The following is a 19,692-nucleotide window of genomic DNA, read 5'->3' on the forward strand; positions in this document are numbered from 1 at the left end:
CTACTCCATTATGACAATAAAGAACACCTTGCTATTTTTGGGAATCATCTTGGCCTTCAACCTCCAGGCCCAACATAGTATTTCGGGGAATATGGCGCCGGCAGAAGACCTAAAATGGTTAATTGCCTATAAAATAAATGCAACCGATCAATCTTATATTGCGGATGCCGCTATTACAAATGGCGCATTTAAATTGGAAATCCCTGAAAACTCCCCCACAGGAATGTATCGCATTGTTTACGCCATTCCTCAGGACCAATTTTACTTCGATCTAATCTACAACGGCAAGGAAGATATTGTACTTTCCTTTGATCTGGAAACAGGCTTGGAATTCCAGGCCTCCCAAGAAAACATTATCTACTATAATTACTTTAATCAGGTAAATGAATTGGAGTATCTAATAGACCAACTATATGCCAGCAACCGTCCCAATCAAGATATGATTGAGGAACATTTTAAGCAACTTAGAGGTATTCAGCTATCGTATGAACAACAGGCTAAAGGACTTATGACAGAACGGTTTGTGAAAGCCAACCAGCCTTATATCCCTAAGGAGTACCAGCACAGAGAAAAATATCTTATCCATAAAAAGAAACATTATTTTGACGCCATAGATTTTAAAGACCCGGTACTCCAAGGATCTAGTTTTCTTGTAAATAAGGTTACAAACTATGTGTTTAACACGTTCTCCACCCAATCCCTGTCTATGGATAAGGTAGCATTGGAATTACAGCAAAATATAGATCGTGTTGCTGCCATGTTGGATACGGTAGATCCCGAATTTGCGACTCAAATAATGGATAAACTGTGGGATATAGCGGTAAAAAACCAGCTGAACCCCACTGCCCAGTATATCTACAGTGCGTATTTACAGCCATTGGCGAAAGCGACCAACAACACAGGCCTTATCCAGAAAATAGCCACCCACAACCGATTGCAGATAGGTGCTGTTGCCCCGGAAGTAGCATGGAATGGGGAAGGAACATCCTATAAGCTGAGCGAATTGTCTGGGAACGAATACTACGTTTTGGTATTTTGGAGCAGTGAATGCTCCCATTGCACCACCCAGCTCCCAAAATTACAGCAAGAAATGAAAGCTTTTTCCTCCGCCAAAGTACTAGCTATAGGACTGGAAAATGATCCGGAAAATTGGAAAATGGAAGCTTCTAGATTACCCGACTTCATTCACGGGATCTCTCTGGGAAAATGGGAAAGTCCCTACGTAAAAACCTACGATATTTATCAAACCCCTACCTACTTAATTTTGGATGCGGAAAAACGGATTCTTGCCAAGCCAGGAAATTATGAAGAGGTGGTTCAATTTTTAAAAGAACAGTACTAATTTAGTGCAATCAAGAACCCCTACTCTGCGGATAGTACCTAGGGATTTACTGCCATAAATAGAGGTTGGATTATTATAAAAGCTCGGTAAACCAAGCCTCTACGCATAGTTTTTAAGGCTGTAGTAGATAGAATTACCCCACCTATATAGTAACACAGCGCCAAATGAATGCATTGTTACAGGATTGCATTATTTCATTGGCACATTGCTACATTGCTACATTAACCAATTGCTACATTATTTAATTGGCACATTGCTACATTGCTACATTAACCAATTGCTACATTATTTAATTGGTACATTAGCTCATTGCTACATTATCTAATTGGTACATTGATACATTAGCTCATTGCTACATTATCTAATTGGTACATTAGCTCAATGCTACATCAACACCTTACAAGGTCTTTAAATCCTTAATGGTTCTAAAGGCTACATCTACCTGCTCATCATTTACGATAATAGTAAACTCATTGGTGGTAGAGATCACTTCGTACAACACAATCCCCTCCCAAGCCAAGCGCTGAAAAATGAAATAATAAATACCGGGTACGGAAACATTCTCTGAGGGCAGCTTTACCGTAATGGAGGAAAGGTGTTCGGCCTTTTGGGTGCATTTTTCCTGCTTAAACAATTCCTCTACAGCAGCATCCAAACTATTGCTCACCACAATGTTCATTTCGTTTACCCCCCTAGAAGAAGTATAGAAAACGTCCTTGTTCTTGTTGATCTCTTTCAATAAAGCAGTTTGGTTTTCTAAAATGCTATCGGAAATTAAAAATGTAAAATCCGTTAAGGAGGAGCGAACGGTTATCTCCCCAATATTTTTTAGAACTTTAATAATTTTATGAGTCGCACGAAATTCAAGATCATCGGAAAGTCGTTTTAAAGCCATTACGATAGCTCCGTTTCTAATATCCTTTCCCAATTCCATCTCTATCTCGGGCTTTACAATCCTAGACAAGGAGGTGAGATTTATAATTCCCTGAGCCAACGCACTTTGCAGGAATGGTTTTTTCTTAATATAATCCTCTACAACCGCTGAAATAGTTCTCATTTTATCAAAATTTCTGTAAAATTAACAAATTGTTACAAATAAAACAAATGTTTAGAAATGATAAAAGGCATTTTCCCAGTGATCTACCTTAAAATTAGGGCCTTCCTTAAGCACTGTCACAATATCAAATCTTACCTCCACATCCAAATCTTTACTAACTACATAATGATTTGCCGCCTTCACCAATAACTTGATTTTCTTATCGGTTATAGTAGCTGCAATATCCTGCCAATATTCGGAACTTCTCGACTTCACTTCTACCACAACCAACAAATCGCCCTTCCGGGCAATAATATCAATTTCGGCTTTTTGATACCGATAGTTTTTATGGACAATTCGGTATCCTTTCTTTAAAAGGTACGCCTCCGCCAATTTCTCTCCTTTCGCCCCAAATTCGTTGTGCTTTGCCATATAACACTAAAGATACTATAAAAATAAAGGGAATCTTGTAGAAAACACGGCTTGCAAAGATCCAAAGCTACCGTTAGCACGTATTACAATTGGTGTTATAACGAGTTTACTAGGAAGCACATACTTTGCTGGAAAATAAAACGTTATCCCAATAACCCCTATCAACAACCCGTAAAATGCAGTACTACCCATGGATTATTTTATAAACTGCAACACCTCTCCCCTAACGCCCTACACCCCTCCCTTGGATTCTTCCAGGGTTGCCCATTTATATAGGCGCTTGGGATTTAGCGCTTCAGTCCAGACCATAGATCAGGCTACGGGGCAAACTGCAAATACCTTGGTGAACAATTTAATTGCCGAAGCCCAAAACATGCCCCCTTTGCCCGCTCCGCCTTGGGCCAATTGGAACAACAGTAATTATCCCGCAGACAGGGATGAGAGCAATGAAATTAAAAGGACCCAAGAAGCAACGTGGCGCATTGCTTATACCGATGCGCTTTTAAATAACAATCTTAGGGACCGACTCAGTTTTTTCTGGAGTAATCATTTGGTAACGCAATTGGAGGTCTACAGGTGTAACCAATTTTTATATGAATATATAGATTGCCTACAGCGAAATGCCTTAGGAAACTTTAAGACCATGGTACACGAAATTGGACTTAGCAGTGCCATGCTCTATTACTTGGATGGAGCCTATAGTAACGGGAACAATCCCAACGAGAATTATGCCCGAGAATTGTTCGAATTATTTACGATGGGCGAAGGAAACGGCTATACTGAAGAAGACATTATAGAAACCGCCAAAGCCCTAACTGGCTATGTGAATCGCGGAGAAATTGGCTGTACCAAGGTTACTTTTGATGCCTCCAAATTTAATAACGATCAGAAAACTATTTTCGGTAGAACGGGTAATTGGGGCTATGACGATGTGCTGGATATCCTTTTTGAGGAAAGAGCCAATGAAATAGGCTATTTTATATGCAAGAAGCTATACGAGTTTTTTATTCATCCAGATGTTACCGATGAGGCTACCAATGCACAATCCATTATAAATGGACTCTCTGCCACCTTCATTACCAATAATTTTGAATTGGCTCCAGTAGTAAGTCAACTTTTTAAAAGTCAGCATTTCTTCGATGAAAACGCCCTAGGAGTGATCATAAAGAGTCCATTCGATATGTTCCTTAATTTGATGAACGAAACCAGTTTTTCCTATGACGATTCCATGCTAAGCACCGTTGAAGAAGCATGTAGGTTACTGGGTCAGGAGGTCTTTAACCCCTACGATGTAAATGGCTGGCAACGCAACCGAACGTGGATCAACACCAATTTTATGATTGGCAGGTGGCTGACCAGTGAGATGGTACTACAAAAATTTTATGGTGCCCAACAGGAAGAGTTTAGGGATTTTGCAATGGCCGCAGTTGGGGAGAATAACCGAAACACCAGTAACCCAAGAATTGTAGTAGAGGCAATTGTGAATAAAATACTACCCAAAGGACTACTTACAGAGCAAGATTTCAACAATGCTATGGATGTATTTATGATTGAGGAGGTCCCAGATAATTACTATGGGGCGGATTTTATTGAAGGAGGGAATGGCTATTGGATATTGAGCGTAAGTCCTGAAGTGCCCTCGCAGGTATATTTTCTGCTATTACACTTGGTAAGACAACCCGAATTTCAACTAAAATAATCTAGGCATTATGAGCAACACGCCCACCCATCACCACAAAAATGGCGCCCAGGAAGACAGTCACGATCTAGAGCACGAATACTGGAGCAGACGCTCTTTCCTACAGACATTGGGTATTGCCGGGTCTGGCACCCTAATGCTGGGAAGTAATTTACTCACTGCCTCGGCCCTATCCCCGCTAACCGCAGCCATTGCTGCAGCGGAAACAGACAATATCCTATTGCTAATCCGACTCGCAGGGGGCAATGATGGCCTTAATACCATTATTCCCATTTCCCAATACGATATTTATGCTAATGCACGGCCCAATATTTACATCCCAGAGAGTAAGATAGTACGGTTAACAGATGAATTTGGAGTCCCAACGTATATGAAATCCTTAGAATCCATGTGGGGTGAAGGCCAGTTTAAGGCAGTACATGGGGTAGGCTACCAAAATCAAAATCTATCTCATTTTACGGGTTCGGATATATTTGCCAATTGCGATCTAACCTCCACCGGCTTTAATAGACTGAATACTGGCTGGATGGGAAGACATTTTGAGAATCGCTATCCAGATTATTTGGTAAACCCTCCAGATGCTCCAGCGGCCATTCAAATAGGTAACTATGGTAATCTAGTCTTCCAAGGGGAAGAGACCAACTATGCCTTTGTTACCTCCAACGTAGATCAGTTAGAACAAATTGCCGCCACTGGTTCGCAATACAGTTTAGACGAAAGCCTATTTGACCCCTGTATGTACGGGGACCAATTAAAGTTTTTAAGAGGTACTGCCAATACCACCTATGAGTATTCGGGAAAAATCCATGAAGCGTATGCCCGTGGTAAAAATGAGGTAACCTATCAAAAAAACGGATTTGCAAGACAATTGGCGCTCTTGGCGCGACTCATAAAAGGAAATTTGGGCACCAAGGTATATATGGTAAGCATGGGCGGATTTGACACCCATGGGAATCAGCCTCTAGTGCACGAACAACTGATGTCTAACCTATCTATAGCCGTCAATAATTTCTATCAAGACCTGGCATATTCCCAACAGGAAAAACAGGTATTGGGAATGACCTTTTCAGAATTTGGAAGGCGTATTTATGAGAACGGTTCCAATGGCACCGACCACGGGAAGGCAGCCCCCACCCTTTTCTTCGGATCTGGGTTAAATGGCAGTGCTTTTGTGGGCGATCATCCTGCCTTGGATGACCCAGACGGACGGGGAAATTTGGAGTTCACCATGGATTTTAGGGATCTCTATGCTACGGTTATGGCAGAGTGGCTTTGCGTCCCCATCCCCCTTGTAGAACAACACCTATTAAACCATCCCTACGCTCCCGTAAATTTAGGCTTTAATTGCAGTGGCACGGAATTCCCGGATATTACCGTGGACAATGGGCAACCCAATCCCCCGCCAACACCAGATCCAGACGGTACCGTACCCGATGTGGAATTGGCAAACAGTATAATACACAAACCCTTTTACCCCACGGACCAAACCCCACACCTCCATGTGGAAATGCCCTTTAGCGCAGAAGTGGATATCCGATTATTCAACATTATGGGGCAACACCTGGGAATAGTCTATAATGGGATGATGCCGCAAGGTGTCACCGAAATTAATATTAGAGAGCAACTCCCCATGCACATTGGTTCCGGGAAATACATCTACCAGATTCAGGTACAAGACCAAAAACTTAGTAAGTCCATCATGGTAGCATAAGCGGCAAAAGAAACCTTTAATGGGAAGCCCAATCCCATTTGCACCTCCTAGGCTTATTTTTTGGTAGAATGCCCCACCTCCAAGCAAAAATCTTTATTTTTGCAGCCTAATTATACAGTGATGTCACAAAACCAACATAAGCCTGCAAGATATACTATTACCGCCGCACTACCCTACACCAACGGCCCCATTCATATTGGACATTTAGCCGGGGTGTATGTACCTGCCGATATTTACACCAGATACCTAAGATCCACCGGAAACGATGTGGCATTTGTATGTGGCAGTGATGAGCATGGGGTGGCTATATCCATGAAGGCAAAAAAAGAAGGAGTATCGCCACAAAATATCATCGATAAATACCACGGTATTATTAAACAATCCTTTGCCGATTTTGGAATTACGTTTGACAACTACTCCCGAACCTCGGCAAACATTCACCATGAAACAGCCTCCGACTTCTTCACTAAGCTATACGAAAAAGGCGATTTTATAGAGGAGTCTACCGACCAATTATACGATGAAGAGGCACAACAGTTTTTAGCAGACCGTTTTGTTACCGGGACCTGCCCAAAATGTGGTCATGAAGAAGCCTATGGAGATCAGTGTGAAAACTGTGGAACTTCTTTAAACGCCACCGATCTCATAAACCCAAAATCGACCCTCTCTGGCGCCGTTCCTACCTTAAAAAAGACCAAACACTGGTTTTTACCCTTAGATAAGCATGAAGCATTTTTAAGGGAATGGATTCTCAAGGATCACAAGAGCGATTGGAAACCGAATGTCTATGGCCAGTGCAAGTCTTGGATAGATGAGGGACTAAAGCCTAGGGCCGTAACAAGGGATTTGGACTGGGGAATTCCAGTTCCGGTTCCTGGCGGCGAAGGAAAGGTGCTGTACGTTTGGTTTGATGCACCCATCGGATATATTTCCTCTACCAAAGAATGGGCCCAACGAGAAGGGAAAGACTGGGAGCCCTATTGGAAGGATAAGGATACCAAAATGGTTCATTTTATAGGGAAAGACAATATAGTTTTTCACTGTATTATTTTTCCGTGTATGTTAAAAGCGCATGGCGATTTTATACTACCAGAAAATGTTCCCGCCAATGAATTCTTAAACCTGGAAGGCAATAAATTGTCCACTTCCAAGAATTGGGCCGTATGGTTGCATGAGTACTTGGAAGATTTCCCGGATATGCAAGACGTGCTTCGTTACAGCTTAACGGCCAATGCCCCGGAAACCAAGGACAACGATTTTACCTGGAAAGATTTCCAGGCAAGGAACAATAATGAACTGGTTGCCATTTATGGAAATTTCATCAATCGTGTGGTAGTACTTACCAACAAGTATTACAATGGGTTGGTTCCCAGTCCTGGCGAATTTAGCGAAGTGGATAAACAAACCTTGGAAGAAGTAAAGAAATTCCCAGAAATAATTGCCAGCTCTATAGAAAGGTATCGCTTCCGAGAGGCAGGCCAGGAGGTGATGAACTTGGCACGTTTAGGCAACAAATACTTGGCCGATGAAGAGCCTTGGAAAGTAATTAAACAAGATGAGGAGCGCGTAAAGACCATTATGTTCGTAGCCCTTCAAATTTCTTCTGCACTAGCCGTTTTAAGCGAACCATTTTTACCTTTTACAGCGCAGAAACTGAACACTATGTTGGCAACAGAAAAGCTAGAATCGGCATTAAAATGGGAGGCCGTTGGCCAGCGCGATGTCCTATTACCCTCCGGACACCAAATAAATAAGGCTGAACTTTTATTCAGTAAAATTGAGGACAAGACCATAGAGGCACAATTAAACAAATTGGAAGCCACCAAGAAAGCAAACGAACAAATGAACAAGGATGTAAGCCCACAAAAAGACACCATCACCTTTGACGATTTTTCCAAACTGGATATGAGGGTGGGCACCATTATAGAAGCTGCCAAAATGCCAAAAGCCAAGAAGCTTTTGGTCTTAAAGGTAGATACCGGACTAGACGTCAGAACCATTGTTTCTGGTATAGCAGAGAGTTTTAAAGCCGAAGAAATCGTGGGAAAAAAAGTAACCGTTTTGGTCAACTTAGCCCCTAGGGCCCTACGAGGAGTAGAAAGCGAGGGAATGATCCTCATGACCGAAAACAAAGACGGAAAATTGGTATTTGTGAATCCCGATGAAGACGATGTAGCTAACGGGGAGACCATTAATTAAGTTGCCGATAAAAGGAAGAGCATCTCAGCTATGGCATTGCATGCTTTTGGCAATGCGCAGTTGAGATCTAATAAAAACCAGTGGTAAATAATACCTGATTATGCGTAGTCGACATCGGAAGAACAACAAATGCAAGCAGTCCGATGATGCACAGTCGAGACCCAATAAGCACACAAATGTGAACACTGTCCGGTTAAGTGGAAGCGAGACCTGAAAAACCTCGACTGCGCTCGATCCGGGAAACGTTGGACAACTTAAATTCGAAATCGTCTTTCAACATATAATTCCTAATTAGACAACCCTGAACGGTGTTCCCACCGTACCCCTAAAAATTACCATACCTCATGAATTTGATCTCCTATATTACCAAACACACTCAATTACCCATTAAAAGCGTGGAAAACACGGTTGACTTATTGAATGAGGACTGTACCGTCCCCTTTATTTCCCGGTACCGTAAGGAAAGAACAGGGAATTTGGACGAAGTACAGGTAGGTGAGATCGTACAATACAAAGCGCAGTTTGAAGCCTTGGATAAAAGAAAGGCGGCCATTCTAAAATCTATTGAGGAGCAAGGTTCCCTTTCCAAGGATTTGGAACAAAACATTAAAAAAGCAGAAGACCTAGTTACCCTAGAAGACCTCTACCTCCCCTTTAAGAAAAAGCGGAAGACCAAGGCGGAGACAGCCATAAAAAATGGATTGGAGCCTTTGGCAAAAATCATGATGGCACAGCGGTCCGATGAATTGGAGTATGAGGCCTCCAAATACCTCAGCGATACCGTTCCCTCGGAAGACGAGGCGCTGGAAGGGGCGCGCCATATCATTGCTGAATGGATTAACGAACGTACCGATATTAGAAATTTGCTTAGGAACCAATTGGAACGGCATGCACAACTTACCACGAAGGTAATATCCACCAAGAAAGAAGACGAAAAAGCACAGAAATACAGGGATTATTTTGATTGGAGCGAATCATTAAACCGATGTCCGTCTCACCGACTTTTGGCCATACTGCGCGCAGAGAATGAAGGTATTATACGCGTAAAAATAGACATAGACCACGATAGGGCCATCTCTAACATAGCCAACAGAATTATACGCTCTAATAACGCTTGCACCCCACAACTTCAATTAGCTATAGAAGATTCGTACAAGCGATTATTATACCCCTCCCTTTCCAAAGAAACCCTTAAAGTTGCCAAAACCAAAGCCGATGAAGCTGCTATCCTGGTGTTTTCCAAAAACTTAAGGCAACTACTGCTTGGATCCCCTTTGGGTGAAAAAAGGATATTGGCCATAGACCCAGGATTTAGAACTGGCTGTAAGGTGGTGTGCCTTAGTGCCCAAGGAGAATTGGAACACAACGAAACCATTTATCCCCATGCTCCAAAAAATGACAGCATTGGTGCCATAAAAAAAATAAGCTCCTTGGCAGATGCCTACAAAATAGAAGCCATTGCCATTGGCAATGGAACCGCCTCTAGGGAAACAGAGCAACTAATAAAACGAATTCAGTTTAAAAACAACATAGAAGTATTTGTGGTTAGCGAAGCGGGTGCCTCCATTTATTCTGCCTCAAAAATTGCTAGGGACGAATTCCCTAATTATGATGTTACCGTACGTGGGGCGGTATCTATTGGCCGCCGCCTAGGTGATCCCTTAGCAGAATTAGTAAAAATAGATCCAAAGTCTATTGGCGTTGGCCAATACCAACACGACGTGGACCAAACCCTATTAAAAGACTCCTTGGACATGGTAGTAGAAAGCTGTGTGAATACCGTTGGGGTTAATATAAACACCGCCAGTGTTCCCCTACTGAGCTATGTATCCGGTATAGGACCAAAGCTAGCAGAAAACATTGTGGCGTATCGCAATGAAAATGGCCCGTTCACAAGTAGGTCTGAGATAAAAAAAGTACCCCGATTAGGACCAAAAGCCTTTGAACAAGGAGCTGCTTTTTTACGGATTAAAAAAGCAAAAAACCCCTTGGACGATTCTGCAGTACACCCAGAGAGCTATTCCATAGTGAAGCAAATGGTGAAAGACCAAAATATTGCCCTTACAGATATTATTGGCAATAAAGAAGTCATTAAAAAAATTGATCTACAAAAATACTGTACGGATACAGTAGGCTTACCCACCTTGGAAGATATTATTAAGGAATTGGAGAAGCCTGGCCTAGACGTTCGTGAAAAAGCAAAGGTTTTCACCTTTGACCAAAACATACGGAGCATCTCCGATCTTAGAGAGGGGCAACTACTCCCCGGAATTGTAAACAATATCACCAACTTTGGTTGCTTTGTAGATATTGGAATTAAAGAGAGCGGATTAATCCATATCTCTAATCTTTCGGACAGTTTTGTAAAGGATGTTAACGAACATGTAAGCCTGCACCAACAAATAATAGTGAAGGTACTGGAGGTAGATATCCCTAGAAAACGCATCCAATTGGCCTTGCACAAAAAGTAGATATCCCCATATTTCACTATCATAATAAGGAGTTGGGAGGCCAAGCCACCGCAAGATCAATACCTTGCAAACACCTCTTCTTTAAACTGAATGTCAGACAATTGGCCCCTGCAGTTTGCTATCCATCATAGGTATCAACTTTAACATTTTATCTTATTTAGATTCATTTAAAATAAATACTTTTGCCATGGTAATACAGAACTACTGTGGGTAAAAAGAAAAAAGAAGACAAAAAAAAAGACGACAAGAAGAAGCATAAGAAGCTGAAAAAAGCGGCTAAAAAGGAGCAGAAAAAACTCCTTAAAGCATTAGCTCCTCCTGGTTGCAAGACTAAATGCTGTGAAAAGTATCTAAAATCCGAATCCAAACGATGCAAACGCTGCCCATGTTTTGATTTGATGGATAAAAAGGTGGCGTAAACACCTGAACTGTAATAGCTACGATTTCGTCTGACAGTTTTAAGGATTAATATTTGTTGTTTTCACTCTTTAAATATAATTCTTAACTGTCAGATTTTATCGTGGTTACTTCACCGAACCATTCTCCCTTTTTCCGATGACATTTTCGCTCCCTTGAAGAGGGTTCTAAGTGTAACCGCTACGCTACCATATAGCTGTGGTTTTATACCTCGTTCATTACTAACAAGATAACTTACGTAATACATAAAGACCTGTTGCTACAAACAACAGGTCTTTATCTTATAAATAAGCCTACCTTATTTCCCCAACATCAGAAGCTCGTTACATCGTATTTCCGTAACATAACGCTTCTCTCCCTCTTTGGTTTCATAGCTTTTTGTGGTAAGCTTTCCCTCTATGGCCACTTCCTTGCCTTTGTTTAAATAACTTTCCACAATCTCTGCGGTTTTACCCCAGGCCACCACATTATGCCACTGGGTATCGGTTACCTTCTCCCCTTTGGAATTCTTATAAATCTCATTAGTGGCGATGGAGAACTTGGCCAGTTTGCCACCTCCATCCAAATTAATAATCTCTGGGTCGTTCCCCAAGTTTCCAATCAACTGTACTTTGTTTCTAAGTGCGTTCATAATAAAAAGATTTAATGTTAAACAGTTAAGATTTTTTGATACCACAAACCTAATCCCAGAAGCAAGGGCTAGTCGGTTGATAACTACTTAATTTCGCTTGTAAACATTTGTAGTCGTTTACACGTATCTATAAAATCCTAAATCAGCCTAGCGTCTAGAGGAGATTTCCTCTGTCTCTTCTCCACACTCACTCCTTGTTTATATAATCCATCAAACTATATGTATCCCCTAATTACAAGCTCCTTGGGGGCTAATTATATCTTTAATAATTAGTATCTTGCCCCTTGTTGAATTTTCATCAACCAACTTAAAATACCAGTGGAACGACTAATAAAAGAATGTCAACATCAGTTGCATCAATTAAAAATAGAATTATAGATAAAAGAAGCAGGTTCAGTGTCAGCATACCATTGGCATCACTTACTCATTACATTGCTTTGTTTATTAATTCATAAAAAAACGGAACTCCAAACCTTTAAATTCAAAATAAATACGCATGAAAAAACATTTCATTTCCCTTCTCTTTTGTTCCATTTTTATTGCAGGCTATAGTCAATCTGCTACAGAAATAGCCTCCATCTACCAGGACCTCTCGGTATTTGAAACGCCCATGGCCCTATCCCTCAGGAAAAAGGTGAAGAAAAAGGATATAGCCAACATAAAGAACAAGCAGTTACGGGAAGTGGCTACTGCCCTAAATGCCAATTCCTACGATTCTAATTTTAGAATGGCCCAGTATAAAGCATATCTCTCCCCTAAAGTCTTAGGTCAGCAACTAATGATTGGGGATGGCTACAGCAAGTATGAAAATATAACGGGCATCTATCTACCTATTGGGGAACACCTTGTGCTGGCAGACGGCATTGAAAACAACACCGAGGTTAGTGTAGTAGTTGTAAACTGGAACCGCAGAGCCCCAGAAGGTATAGACCCCACCAAGGATCCCGCAGGATGGGGAATCCAAAAGAAAAAATTTAAATTACAAAATGGTGTTAACCTAATTACTATTGCCGACTTTGATGGATTGGCCTATATCGATTATTTTTCTGAACAACCCGAAAAAGAGCCTACCATCCAAGTACACTTCCCAGCTGCTGCGGTGAACGGTTATTTTGATAGCGCCACTGATACGGATACTGATTGGAATTCCCTGGTAGATAATGCCATTTACCCTATTGTGGATGCACGGGGAAAGCACATCCAAATTGCCTACCCTGCAGAAGCTATTAAAAAGTATGCTTACAACAGGGGCTTGGAGTTAATCAATAATTACGACACCCTGGTGTATAGACAACACCGACTCTTGGGGCTGATTAAATACAATAAGGTTCCCAAAAATAGAATTCTAGCACGTGTAAACTATAATTACTATATGTTTAGGGATAAGGACGGCGTGGCCTATATGGGGACAGATCCTGGAAACGCCATGTCCATGGTGGTAGATCCGAGTAGTGTAATTAAAGGTGATCCCTGCTGGGGCTTTAGTCATGAAGTAGGTCACGTACACCAAGTACGTCCGCATTTTAATTGGGGCGGACTTGGGGAAGTGAGTAACAACGTATTCTCTCTCTATGTCACTACCTCCTTTGGGAATAAAAGTAGGATTTCTGCTCAAAACAATTATTCAAAGGCAAGGGAAAGCATTATTGACGGTAAAATAAGTTACCTCCAGGATGGGGATGTGTTTAACCGAGTAGTTCCCTTTTGGCAACTACAATTGTACTTCTCGGGCATTGGGGAAAATCCCGATTTTTATCCAGACCTTTTTGAAGCATTCCGCCAACAAGGTGAGGAAAGTAGACAAAAAAGCAGCAATCCTCGGCATTCTGGTGGTTGGGGAGACCGTGGTAACAATCCCGCTAAATACCAGCTCAACTTTGTTAAAACAGCCTCGGAAGTGAGTAGAATAGACCTGACCGAATTTTTTGACAAATACGGTTTCTTCCATGTGGGCGAGTTTGATTATAATGACTATGGAAACTATAGCTATAAGATGACCCAAGAAATGGTAGACGAATGCAAGGCAGCCATCAAAGCCATGAACCTCCCAAAGCCCAAAATAGATATTAGCACCCTAGAAGATGTACAACCCCAAGAGGTTCCGTAAGGAAAAGGATTTTCTAATAATTAAAACCCTAAAAAAGTTGGTCCCCTTACCGGGGCGGCCAACTTTTTTTATTTTAAATAGGTTATACGGAAATGGTAAAACAGAAAACTCGTACGAATGCCATAACTTTGTAAGAAAGGCAAGGCATAACATTCCTAACAACCCCCACTACCTTAAAAGGCAACACACGCTACAACATTAAATTAAGCTTATCTGTAATGAACAATCCCTTTATAGTAGACCAAACCTTCAAAAATGTAGATTTCACCATAAACAAACTACCGAAAGGCGAGTACGAGCACTGTGTGTTTGATTCTTGTACCTTTTCCAAGGCCAGCCTTGCCAATATTTCCTTTATGGAAAGCACCTTTATAGCCTGCGACCTCAGTAATGTAGACCTTAAAAACACCACTTTAAAGGAAACCGAATTTGAACATTGTAAAATGCTAGGAGTCAACTTTGACGCCTGTAACCCATTTTTACTCTCGTTTCAATTTGTGGGCTGCAACCTTAACCTGTCCTCCTTTTACGGCTTAAGCATCAAGCAAACTATATTTAGAGATTGTATGCTGCATCAGGCCGATTTTACAAATGCCGATCTCTCCAATGCACAATTTGATAAGTGCGACCTTCAGAAGGCTATTTTTATGAATTCGGTCTTATTAAAAACCGATTTCCGTTCTACTATCCATATTAACATCGACCCAGAAAACAACAAACTAAAAAAGGCTAAGTTTTCAAGAGAAGGTGCATTGGGTCTCTTAACTAAATACGATTTGGATATTAGCTAGGCAAACACCCTTCATTTGGGAGTACCAACCCTCTATGCTGCATTTTCACTATATTGGGATAGCGATTTGGAAATTCAACCACAAAAAACAACCAAAACCAACCCTCCTAACTTTTAAATAGTGGCAAATGGAAAAAAAATGTCTGGAATGCGGGGAGAAAATAGTAGGACGCATCGATAAAAAGTACTGTTCGGACTACTGCAGGAATTCCTACAACAACAAACTAAACAAGGACAGTAAAAATTTGGTGCGTAATATTAATAACCGCTTGCGTAAGAACTATAGGATATTGGACAGTTTTCCCCTTAAAGACGGAAAAACCAAGACTACAAAAACCCGCCTAATGGATAAGGGGTTCGATTTTGAATACCTAACCAACCTGTACACCACCAAAAAAGGAACTACGTACTATTTTGTATACGACTTGGGCTACCTGCCTTTGGACAATGATTATTATATGATTGTAAAACGCGAATAACACTCCCCTCTAGCATCTTGGAAGTAGCAACAATAGGAACCGTTTACCAACTCCAATTTCCCCGTAAACAAAAACTGCACGTTCTAATATTTCCAATTTTGCCCGCTTAGCCTCAAAGCAGCGATCACTATATCTTTTCTACTTATCTGCCCCACTAGCCTATTGTTTTCCATTACCGGCAACCTCCTTCTATTGTGTGCCACAAAAATTCCGGCAGCGTCAAAAATGGTGGTGTCATGGGCAATAGTCTCCACGTTCTTGCTCATAAATCGCTCTACCCTTTTATCCATAATCGGTTGATTAAAATAACGGCTTTCCGAGATTTCCTTCATACAATCGGCCTCAGAAATAATACCCACCAAGCAGCCGTCCTTATCAATTACAGGTCCCCCAGAAATATGGTGTTTGGCAAAATCCTCCATGACCTCTAAGATGGATTGATCTGGTGAAAAAGTCACCAATTTTTTAGACATATAATCCGCTACCAAAATAGGAGCCTCAAATGCCTGTTTTACAGGTCTCCGGACCCCTTGAAAGTTCTTTATAGCCATAATACAAAGTTTTAGGTTGACATTAAATATAGCTTTTTAACGACAAATACACAACAAACAGGAAGATTCACCACGCTTACATCAATAAAATCAATATTTTACTGAGGATTACCCAATATACACCCTTATACAAACAGCACACTTATTTAATGCGAAAAGAATTTCTTAATTTTAAGTTTTTCCAAACCCATGATGAAAAGATTTCCAACCGTTATCCCCCTTCTACTTATTCTATTGGCCATTTACATTAGTTTTTGGTCTTCCATGCCCACCTATAAACCAGATATTGATTTGGACAAAACCCAATTTTCCACGGATAGGGCATTTATGCATGTAAAGAACATGTCTCAGGAACCGCATGCCGTTGGCTTCCCCGCTCATTCCGCAGTTAGGGAATACCTTATTTCCCAACTAGAGCAACTTGGGCTAGACCCCATACTACAAACGGGATATACTGCAGGGGATTGGGCCAACTTTAGCAAGGTGACTAATATTATGGCGCGTATAGAAGGCAGCAATCCAGGAAATGCCCTCTTATTGCTATCGCATTATGACAGTAATCCGCACTCCTCCTTAGGTGCCAGTGATGCTGCCAGTGGGGTAGCAACCCTTTTGGAGGGAGTAAGGGCCTACTTATCAGGTGAAAATCGCCCAAAGAATGACATTATTATTCTATTTACCGATGCGGAGGAACTGGGTCTAAACGGGGCCGATTTGTTTGTTAATAACCACCCCTGGGCTAAGGAAGTGCGATTGGCCCTGAATTTTGAGTCGAGAGGCAGTGGCGGTCCCTCCTATATGTTGTTGGAAACCAACCAAGGCAACAGTTCCCTGATCGATGGCTTTATAGCTGCCAACCCCCATTACCCCGTTGCCAATTCCCTGGTATATAGTATTTATAAAATGCTCCCCAATGATACCGACCTTACGGTCTTTAGGGAGGATGGGGATATAGATGGTTTTAATTTTGCTTTTATCGATGACCATTTCGATTATCATACCGCCAAAGATACTTATGAAAGGTTGGATGCCAATACGCTGGCACATCAAGGGGCTTATTTAATGCCACTCTTAAACTATTTTAGCCATGCCGATCTTACCCAACTTAAAAGTGAAAAAGACCTAGTCTATTTTAATATTCCCTTCTTTAAATTAGTATCCTACCCCTTTAAATGGATATTTCCCATGCTTTTGGGAGGCATTATTTTATTTTTGATTTTACTTACCCACGGATTTCGAAAAAAAATCCTGAATCTAAAGGAAATTGGGAAGGGGTTTGGTCCTATGCTCTTATCCCTGTTCATTAACGGTCTTATAGGATATTTTGGATGGTCTTTAATCCTGAAAATTTACCCTCAGTACCAGGATATGCTTCATGGGTTCACCTATAATGGATATACCTACATTGCTGCCTTCGTTTTCCTTTCTATGGCAGTAAGCTTTTGGTGCTACCATCGATTTGGGAAAGCCAGCACCCCCAATCTCCTAATTGCCCCTGCCTTACTTTGGTTGTTTATCTGTGCACTCCTGGCCATTTACTTAAAAGGGGGAAGTTTCTTTTTAATCCCAGTATTGGCACTATTAGCCTCGCTATGGATCCTATTAGGGGAGAAATCGCCCAACCCCCTATGGTTCGTATTTTTGGCCTTACCTGCCCTTTGGATATTCTCTCCCCTTATTAAAATGTTTCCCGTAGGGCTAGGACTTAAAATGATAATTACCTCAACGGTACTCACCACCCTTACCTTCTTTCTACTGCTACCTCTATTAGGGAATACCAAACCAAAACTTCAATTGGCCTCCCTCTTCTTCATTCTATTTATAGGTTTTATGGTGTCCGCCCATTTAAATTCTGACTTTAGTAAGGATACGGCCAAACCCACCAGCCTTGTCTACCTGTTGGATGCAGACAGCCAAACAGCACAATGGGCAACCTATGACCGGGTACTTTCTGGTTGGACCTCACAATATATTGGGGAACAAAAGGAAGTGCCTCCTTCAACCGATCACCAAAACCTCAGTAGTAAATATGGAACGGGCTTTCGTTTTGTAAGCAAAGCACCATTGAAAAATTTAGCACATCCGGAAATAACGGTTCTTAAGGATACCCTTGTTGGGAACGAAAGAAGCATAGAGATTACATTTACGCCTAAAAGACAAATAAATAGGCTGGAGGTATTTACCAATGACATAGCCCTATCCAGAGCGGAGATCAATAGTATTCCCTTATCCAATTTCTTTTTAGAAAATAGAAGGAGCAATAAATTGATTACGCATTACGTGAGCGATAACGATCCTACCAACCTAAAATTGTTCTTCCCAAAAGACAGCGAATTAGAACTTACCTTCTATGAGGCATCCAATGATTTATTAGAGCATCCCAATTTTAGCGTCCCCCCTAGACCGGACCACCATATTCCGATGCCCTTTGTCTTAAACGATGCCATACTAATCACAAAAAAAATTCACTTTGAATAAAACTATAGGGATATTAGGATGTGGATGGCTTGGACTACCCCTTGCCACTGAATTGGTCAATACCCACTACCAAGTAGTTGGATCCACCACTACCCAAGAGAAATTGAAGCAATTAAAAAAAATAGGGATAACCCCCTTTTTAATTCAACTTTCGGAGACGGGAATCGAGGGGGATATTCAAGGATTTCTAAAAGACGTAGATGTATTGCTTATAAATGTGCCCCCTAGACTGCGGAGCACCCCCAAGGAAGACTATGTTAAAAAAATTAGTCATTTACATAAAGCCCTTATTGCGGCTAAGATTAAAATGGTAATTTTCATCAGCAGTACTTCGGTTTATGGGGACCACCAAGGTAGGGTAACGGAGGCCACCCTTGCGGAACCCAGTTCGGAATCTGGGAAGCAACTATTGGCGGCGGAAGACTTACTGAGAAATGACCGGAATTTGAATGTTACTATTATACGGTTTGGCGGACTCATTGGCCCCAATCGGCATCCCGCTAATTTTGTAGCTGGAAAAACAGGCCTTTCCAATGGAATGGCACCCGTGAATTTAATTCATCTAGACGACTGTGTGGGGCTCATCCGTACGGTAATAGAAAACAATCCCACCAACCTTTTAATCAACGGAGTGTATCCCTTACATCCCAGCAAACAAGCATATTATACCGAAGAGGCAACCAAAAAAGGGATCGCTCCCCCATCTTACCTCCCCTCCTCCAATGATAAAAATCATAAAATTATAGAAAACGCCCCAGAAATTGTTAAAATATACCAATATCACACCTCAATTATCAGTTGATTCACCACACAATTTCACACTTTCACAACAAAGGGCACTTCCATTCGTTAAATTAAATCGACGAATTACAACATTTCATCGACAAGCCATACCTTTAAACAAAAATAAAACAAAGGATATTATGGAAAATTCAGGCCTAAAAAGCAGGGTGTTTAAGGAAGTCCAAAACTTGGTTTCCAGCAGCTGCTACAGTCTGGAAACATCAAGAAAACACCAGATTTTACATGAAATGATAGTGAAAAAGCACTATAATGCAGTGGATATCACCATAGATTATCACCGCAACAGGATACTAATGGACGTTGTAGTGGACGATAGTAGTTACGATCCAAAAAACTTAACTTTCTCTACTCCCCTTATGAGGACTAATATGTATTACGACAACTTAAAAGGGTTTTTACTTTCCTGTTTAGAAACGGACAATGCCAGCATTGCCTTTTATGCCAACCTCCTAAAAACTTTCAGGAATAGTAAGAAAAAGGAGGTTATAATGGCCTAGGTACTAGATCTCCCCAACGGTAAAAATAAGATTGAAGGATGCCCTTGG

General features: G+C 41.3%; 16 protein-coding genes. 12 read left to right on the forward strand and 4 right to left on the reverse strand.

The window, feature by feature from the left end; translation table 11 throughout:
- The first annotated feature begins 10 nt into the window (after nt 1-10).
- On the forward strand, nt 11-1,342 hold the full coding sequence (locus F1E73_RS07075) for a TlpA family protein disulfide reductase (protein WP_150451517.1): 1,332 nt from the start codon (nt 11-13) through the stop codon (nt 1,340-1,342).
- 397 nt (nt 1,343-1,739) lie between these two features.
- Here F1E73_RS07075 and F1E73_RS07080 read toward each other — a convergent pair whose 3' ends face one another.
- Nucleotides 1,740-2,399 carry an aspartate kinase gene (locus F1E73_RS07080; RefSeq protein WP_086477506.1) on the reverse strand — a complete coding sequence of 220 codons (660 nt, stop codon included), beginning with the start codon at nt 2,397-2,399 and terminating at the stop codon, nt 1,740-1,742.
- A 51-nt stretch (nt 2,400-2,450) separates the two neighbouring features.
- Entirely contained in the window at nt 2,451-2,810 is a 360-nt protein-coding gene (locus F1E73_RS07085) for a YraN family protein (RefSeq protein WP_086477507.1), read from the reverse strand.
- Nucleotides 2,811-3,000: 190 nt separating this feature from the next.
- Between F1E73_RS07085 and F1E73_RS07090 the strand changes: the two genes are divergently transcribed.
- The 5 genes from F1E73_RS07090 to F1E73_RS07110 all read left to right on the forward strand — a co-directional run bounded on the left by F1E73_RS07090 (nt 3,001) and on the right by F1E73_RS07110 (nt 11,309).
- Nucleotides 3,001-4,509, forward strand: a complete 1,509-nt coding sequence (locus F1E73_RS07090; protein WP_150451518.1) for a DUF1800 domain-containing protein — start codon at nt 3,001-3,003, stop codon at nt 4,507-4,509.
- 10 nt (nt 4,510-4,519) lie between these two features.
- Entirely contained in the window at nt 4,520-6,220 is a 1,701-nt protein-coding gene (locus F1E73_RS07095) for a DUF1501 domain-containing protein (RefSeq protein WP_150451519.1), read from the forward strand.
- A gap of 120 nt (nt 6,221-6,340) precedes the next feature.
- On the forward strand, nt 6,341-8,419 hold the full coding sequence (metG, locus tag F1E73_RS07100; RefSeq protein ID WP_150451520.1) for a methionine--tRNA ligase: 2,079 nt from the start codon (nt 6,341-6,343) through the stop codon (nt 8,417-8,419).
- 344 nt (nt 8,420-8,763) lie between these two features.
- Nucleotides 8,764-10,890, forward strand: a complete 2,127-nt coding sequence (locus tag F1E73_RS07105) for a Tex family protein (RefSeq protein WP_150451521.1) — start codon at nt 8,764-8,766, stop codon at nt 10,888-10,890.
- Nucleotides 10,891-11,096: 206 nt separating this feature from the next.
- Nucleotides 11,097-11,309 (forward strand): hypothetical protein, encoded by a 213-nt coding sequence (locus tag F1E73_RS07110; RefSeq protein WP_086477511.1) that lies wholly within the window; start codon nt 11,097-11,099, stop codon nt 11,307-11,309.
- A gap of 296 nt (nt 11,310-11,605) precedes the next feature.
- On the opposite strand, the gene F1E73_RS07115 is transcribed toward F1E73_RS07110, so the two are convergent.
- Nucleotides 11,606-11,938, reverse strand: coding sequence for a single-stranded DNA-binding protein (locus F1E73_RS07115; protein ID WP_086477512.1), 333 nt, complete (start codon nt 11,936-11,938; stop codon nt 11,606-11,608).
- 496 nt (nt 11,939-12,434) lie between these two features.
- Between F1E73_RS07115 and F1E73_RS07120 the strand changes: the two genes are divergently transcribed.
- From F1E73_RS07120 to F1E73_RS07130, 3 genes are all read left to right on the forward strand, one after another.
- The gene (locus tag F1E73_RS07120) at nt 12,435-14,045 is read left to right on the forward strand and encodes a M60 family metallopeptidase (protein ID WP_150451522.1); all 1,611 of its coding nucleotides are present in this window, start codon (nt 12,435-12,437) and stop codon (nt 14,043-14,045) included.
- Nucleotides 14,046-14,263: 218 nt separating this feature from the next.
- Nucleotides 14,264-14,836, forward strand: coding sequence for a pentapeptide repeat-containing protein (locus F1E73_RS07125; RefSeq protein ID WP_150451523.1), 573 nt, complete (start codon nt 14,264-14,266; stop codon nt 14,834-14,836).
- 127 nt (nt 14,837-14,963) lie between these two features.
- Nucleotides 14,964-15,314, forward strand: a complete 351-nt coding sequence (locus tag F1E73_RS07130) for a hypothetical protein (RefSeq protein WP_086477515.1) — start codon at nt 14,964-14,966, stop codon at nt 15,312-15,314.
- Nucleotides 15,315-15,397: 83 nt separating this feature from the next.
- On the opposite strand, the gene F1E73_RS07135 is transcribed toward F1E73_RS07130, so the two are convergent.
- Nucleotides 15,398-15,865, reverse strand: a complete 468-nt coding sequence (locus tag F1E73_RS07135; protein ID WP_086477516.1) for a CBS domain-containing protein — start codon at nt 15,863-15,865, stop codon at nt 15,398-15,400.
- A 189-nt stretch (nt 15,866-16,054) separates the two neighbouring features.
- Between F1E73_RS07135 and F1E73_RS07140 the strand changes: the two genes are divergently transcribed.
- From F1E73_RS07140 to F1E73_RS07150, 3 genes are all read left to right on the forward strand, one after another.
- On the forward strand, nt 16,055-18,343 hold the full coding sequence (locus F1E73_RS07140; protein WP_317132949.1) for a M28 family peptidase: 2,289 nt from the start codon (nt 16,055-16,057) through the stop codon (nt 18,341-18,343).
- Nucleotides 18,336-19,145, forward strand: coding sequence for an SDR family oxidoreductase (locus tag F1E73_RS07145; RefSeq protein WP_150451524.1), 810 nt, complete (start codon nt 18,336-18,338; stop codon nt 19,143-19,145). The genes F1E73_RS07140 and F1E73_RS07145 overlap by 8 nt, the downstream gene beginning before the upstream one ends.
- 121 nt (nt 19,146-19,266) lie before the next feature.
- The gene (locus F1E73_RS07150) at nt 19,267-19,644 is read left to right on the forward strand and encodes a hypothetical protein (protein ID WP_150451525.1); all 378 of its coding nucleotides are present in this window, start codon (nt 19,267-19,269) and stop codon (nt 19,642-19,644) included.
- The last annotated feature ends 48 nt before the right edge of the window (nt 19,645-19,692 follow it).

The organism is Arenibacter lacus (assembly GCF_008711145.1).
Taxonomy (GTDB): domain Bacteria; phylum Bacteroidota; class Bacteroidia; order Flavobacteriales; family Flavobacteriaceae; genus Arenibacter; species Arenibacter amylolyticus.